This window comes from Floricoccus tropicus, from assembly GCF_001832905.1.
Classification (GTDB): Bacteria; Bacillota; Bacilli; order Lactobacillales; family Streptococcaceae; genus Floricoccus; species Floricoccus tropicus.
Map to the genome: position 1 here is coordinate 1 of NZ_MKIR01000005.1, position 5,379 is coordinate 5,379.

Here is a 5,379-nt window from a genome sequence, read left to right on the forward strand (position 1 = left end):
TCAACGAAAAGAACTTGTGAAAAAGTTTTAAGAAATTAGTTGACAAAGTTAAAATCTGATGATAGAATAATGAAGTTGTCTCGAGAGAGCGACAAGTCGAAATAACTGGTTGTTAAAAAAACTTTCAAAAAGTAGTTGACAACGATTCGCGGTTATGATAGACTAATAAAGTTGTCTGAGGGCAACGAAATAGACCTTTGAAAACTGAACAAAGCAAAACGAACCAAAAGTGCAGGGCGAATGATTAAATCATTCAACTGTCAATTTTGACAATAAATAAGCAACAAAAACGAGCTAGCAACTGAAAAGTTGCTCGTAAATTAATTTTTATGAGAGTTTGATCCTGGCTCAGGACGAACGCTGGCGGCGTGCCTAATACATGCAAGTTGAGCGCTGAAGACTGGTACTTGTACCGGTTGGATGAGCAGCGAACGGGTGAGTAACGCGTGGGTAACCTGCCCTATAGAGGGGGATAACTAGAGGAAACTTTAGCTAATACCGCATAAAATCTAATAACACATGTTATAAGATTGAAAGTGCCAACTGGTACACTATAGGATGGACCCGCGTTGTATTAGCTAGTTGGTGAGGTAAAGGCTCACCAAGGCGATGATACATAGCCGACCTGAGAGGGTGATCGGCCACACTGGGACTGAGACACGGCCCAGACTCCTACGGGAGGCAGCAGTAGGGAATCTTCGGCAATGGACGAAAGTCTGACCGAGCAACGCCGCGTGAGTGAAGAAGGTTTTCGGATCGTAAAACTCTGTTGTAAGAGAAGAACACCAGTAAGAGTGGAAAGCTTACTGGCTGACGGTATCTTACCAGAAAGCCACGGCTAACTACGTGCCAGCAGCCGCGGTAATACGTAGGTGGCAAGCGTTGTCCGGATTTATTGGGCGTAAAGCGAGCGCAGGCGGTTCATTAAGTCTGATGTAAAAGGCAGTGGCTCAACCATTGTAAGCATTGGAAACTGGTGAACTTGAGTGCAGTAGAGGAGAGTGGAATTCCATGTGTAGCGGTGAAATGCGTAGATATATGGAGGAACACCGGAGGCGAAAGCGGCTCTCTGGACTGTAACTGACGCTGAGGCTCGAAAGCGTGGGGAGCAAACAGGATTAGATACCCTGGTAGTCCACGCCGTAAACGATGAGTGCTAGATGTTCGGGGGTATCCACCCCTGAGTGTCGCAGCTAACGCATTAAGCACTCCGCCTGGGGAGTACGACCGCAAGGTTGAAACTCAAAGGAATTGACGGGGGCCCGCACAAGCGGTGGAGCATGTGGTTTAATTCGAAGCAACGCGAAGAACCTTACCAGGTCTTGACATATGGATGCTATCCCTAGAGATAGGGAGTTACTTCGGTACATCCAATACAGGTGGTGCATGGTTGTCGTCAGCTCGTGTCGTGAGATGTTGGGTTAAGTCCCGCAACGAGCGCAACCCCTATTGTTAGTTGCCATCATTAAGTTGGGCACTCTAGCGAGACTGCCGGTAATAAACCGGAGGAAGGTGGGGATGACGTCAAATCATCATGCCCCTTATGACCTGGGCTACACACGTGCTACAATGGGAAGTACAACGAGTCGCAAGCCGGTGACGGCAAGCTAATCTCTTAAAGCTTCTCTCAGTTCGGATTGTAGGCTGCAACTCGCCTACATGAAGTCGGAATCGCTAGTAATCGCGGATCAGCACGCCGCGGTGAATACGTTCCCGGGCCTTGTACACACCGCCCGTCACACCACGAGAGTTTGTAACACCCGAAGTCGGTGAGGTAACCGTAAGGAGCCAGCCGCCTAAGGTGGGATAGATGATTGGGGTGAAGTCGTAACAAGGTAGCCGTATCGGAAGGTGCGGCTGGATCACCTCCTTTCTAAGGAAAATACGAGGATACCTGCACGGTAAGTTTTGCATTGTTTAGTTTTGAGAGGTTTATACCTATAAAACAGAATAAATCTTCTCAAGAAGATTGGGGCCTTAGCTCAGCTGGGAGAGCGCCTGCTTTGCACGCAGGAGGTCAGCGGTTCGATCCCGCTAGGCTCCATAGGTAAGTAGAAATACTTACTGCATCGATCATTGAAAATTGAATAATTTCTAAATATAACAAAGAAATAAACCGAAAATGCTGTGATTTAAAGAGTTTAAAAAACGAAGAAAATCAAAACTTATTAAAGTAAAAATTTAAAGGTTAAGTTAATAAGGGCGCACGGTGGATGCCTTGGCACTAGGAGCCGAAGAAGGACGTGACTAACTACGATATTTCACGGGGAGCTGTAAGTAAGCGATGATCCGTGAGTTTCCGAATGGGGGAACCCAACATCTAATGGATGTTATCCATATATGAATACATAGTATATGAGAAGGAAGACGCAGTGAACTGAAACATCTAAGTAGCTGCAGGAAGAGAAAGCAAAAGCGATTTCCTTAGTAGCGGCGAGCGAAACGGAAGAAGACCAAACCAAAGGACTTGTCCTTTGGGGTTGTAGGACTGCAATGTGGACTTATATTTTATAGAAGAATTACCTGGAAAGGTAAGCCAGAGAGAGTAATAGCCTCGTACTTTAAATAGAATATATACCTAGCAGTATCCTGAGTACGGCGAGACACGAGAAATCTCGTCGGAATCTGGGAGGACCATCTCCCAAGTCTAAATACTCCCTAGTGACCGATAGTGAACCAGTACCGTGAGGGAAAGGTGAAAAGAACCCCGGAAGGGGAGTGAAATAGCACCTGAAACCGTGTGCCTACAACAAGTTCGAGCCCGTTAATGGGTGAGAGCGTGCCTTTTGTAGAATGAACCGGCGAGTTACGTTATGTTGCGAGGTTAAGATGAAGAGTCGGAGCCGTAGCGAAAGCGAGTCTTAATAGGGCGATATAGTAACATGACGTAGACCCGAAACCATGTGACCTATCCATGAGCAGGTTGAAGGTGAGGTAAGACTCACTGGAGGACCGAACCAGAGTACGTTGAAAAGTGCTTGGATGACTTGTGGATAGCGGAGAAATTCCAAACGAACTTGGAGATAGCTGGTTCTCTCCGAAATAGCTTTAGGGCTAGCGTCGTAATTTAAATGTCATGGAGGTAGAGCACTGTTTGGGTGAGGGGTCCGTCTCGGATTACCAATCTCAGATAAACTCCGAATGCCATAGACATATGTACGGCAGTCAGACTGCGAGTGCTAAGATCCGTAGTCGAAAGGGAAACAGCCCAGACCACCAGCTAAGGTCCCAAAATATATGTTAAGTGGAAAAGGATGTGGGGTTGCACAGACAACTAGGATGTTAGCTTAGAAGCAGCTAACATTTAAAGAGTGCGTAATAGCTCACTAGTCGAGTGACCCTGCGCCGAAAATGTACCGGGGCTAAAACATATTACCGAAGCTGTGGATTACACAATAGTGTAATGGTAGGAGAGCGTTCTATATGCGTCGAAGGTATACCGTGAGGAGTGCTGGAGCGTATAGAAGTGAGAATGCCGGTATGAGTAGCGCAAGACAGGTGAGAATCCTGTCCACCGTAAGACTAAGGTTTCCAGGGGAAGGCTCGTCCGCCCTGGGTTAGTCGGGACCTAAGGAGAGGCCGAAGGGCGTATCCGATGGACAACAGGTTGATATTCCTGTACTAGATATTATAGTGAAGGAGGGACGCAGTAGGCTAAGATGTGCCAGTTAATGGATTCTGGTCTAAGTAGTGAGGTGTAGTATGAGTCAAATGCTTATACTTATAACATTGAGCTATGATGGGGAAGTAACTACGGTTACGAAGCATCTGATGTCACACTGCCAAGAAAAGCTTCTAGCGTTTAAATAATATCTACCCGTACCGCAAACCGACACAGGTAGTCGAGGCGAGTAGCCTCAGGTGAGCGAGAGAACTCTCGTTAAGGAACTCGGCAAAATGACCCCGTAACTTCGGGAGAAGGGGTGCTGGATTTAGGTCCAGCCGCAGTGAATAGGCCCAAGCGACTGTTTATCAAAAACACAGCTCTCTGCTAAATCGTAAGATGATGTATAGGGGGTGACGCCTGCCCGGTGCTGGAAGGTTAAGAGGAGTGCTTAGCGTAAGCGAAGGTATGAATTGAAGCCCCAGTAAACGGCGGCCGTAACTATAACGGTCCTAAGGTAGCGAAATTCCTTGTCGGGTAAGTTCCGACCCGCACGAAAGGCGTAACGATTTGGGCACTGTCTCAACGAGAGACTCGGTGAAATTTTAGTACCTGTGAAGATGCAGGTTACCCGCGACAGGACGGAAAGACCCCATGGAGCTTTACTGCAGTTTGATATTGAGTATCTGTACCACATGTACAGGATAGGTAGGAGCCTAAGACTCGTGTACGCTAGTATACGATGAGGCGTTGTTGGGATACTACCCTTGTGTTATGGCTACTCTAACCCGCACCACTAATCGTGGTGGGAGACAGTGTCTGACGGGCAGTTTGACTGGGGCGGTCGCCTCCTAAAAGGTAACGGAGGCGCCCAAAGGTTCCCTCAGAATGGTTGGAAATCATTCATAGAGTGTAAAGGTATAAGGGAGCTTGACTGCGAGAGTTACAACTCGAGCAGGGACGAAAGTCGGGCTTAGTGATCCGGTGGTTCCGCATGGAAGGGCCATCGCTCAACGGATAAAAGCTACCCTGGGGATAACAGGCTTATCTCCCCCAAGAGTTCACATCGACGGGGAGGTTTGGCACCTCGATGTCGGCTCGTCGCATCCTGGGGCTGTAGTCGGTCCCAAGGGTTGGGCTGTTCGCCCATTAAAGCGGCACGCGAGCTGGGTTCAGAACGTCGTGAGACAGTTCGGTCCCTATCCGTCGCGGGCGTAGGAAATTTGAGAGGATCTGTCCTTAGTACGAGAGGACCGGGATGGACTTACCGCTGGTGTACCAGTTGTTCTGCCAAGAGCATCGCTGGGTAGCTATGTAGGGAAGGGATAAGCGCTGAAAGCATCTAAGTGCGAAGCCCACCTCAAGATGAGATTTCCCACCAGTAATGGTTAAGAGCCCTGAGAGAAGATCAGGTAGATAGGTTAGGAGTGGAAGTACAGTGATGTATGGAGCGGACTAATACTAATCGCTCGAGGACTTATCCTAGATAAGAATTAATACACGAGTAAGCATAGAAGTTTATTAAGGTTATATGAAGAAATTATTCAATTTTGAGTGATTGATAAAACAATTACGCATAGTTTGGTGCCAATAGCATGAGAGATACACCTGGTTACATGCCGAACCCAGAAGTTAAGTCTCATAACGCCGGAAGTAGTTGGGGGTTGCCCCCTGTGAGATATGGTAGGTGCCAAGCGAATATTGGGAGTTTAGCTCAGCTGGGAGAGCATCTGCCTTACAAGCAGAGGGTCAGCGGTTCGAACCCGTTAACTCCC

At 47.7% G+C, this 5,379-nt stretch carries 2 tRNA genes and 3 rRNA genes; all 5 read left to right on the forward strand.

Going from position 1 to position 5,379, the window contains the following annotated elements:
• Nucleotides 1-325: 325 nt before the first annotated feature.
• The 5 genes from BG261_RS03325 to BG261_RS03345 all read left to right on the forward strand — a co-directional run bounded on the left by BG261_RS03325 (nucleotide 326) and on the right by BG261_RS03345 (nucleotide 5,379).
• Nucleotides 326-1,873, forward strand: a 16S ribosomal RNA gene (locus BG261_RS03325).
• A gap of 98 nt (nucleotides 1,874-1,971) precedes the next feature.
• Nucleotides 1,972-2,044 (forward strand) — tRNA-Ala (locus BG261_RS03330).
• 142 nt (nucleotides 2,045-2,186) lie between these two features.
• Nucleotides 2,187-5,089 (forward strand): 23S ribosomal RNA (locus tag BG261_RS03335).
• A 95-nt stretch (nucleotides 5,090-5,184) separates the two neighbouring features.
• Nucleotides 5,185-5,300: ribosomal RNA gene (gene rrf / locus BG261_RS03340) — 5S ribosomal RNA — on the forward strand.
• Together the 16S, 23S and 5S rRNA genes with 2 tRNA genes alongside form the textbook arrangement of a ribosomal RNA operon.
• Nucleotides 5,301-5,307: 7 nt before the next feature.
• A tRNA-Val gene (locus BG261_RS03345) sits at nucleotides 5,308-5,379 on the forward strand.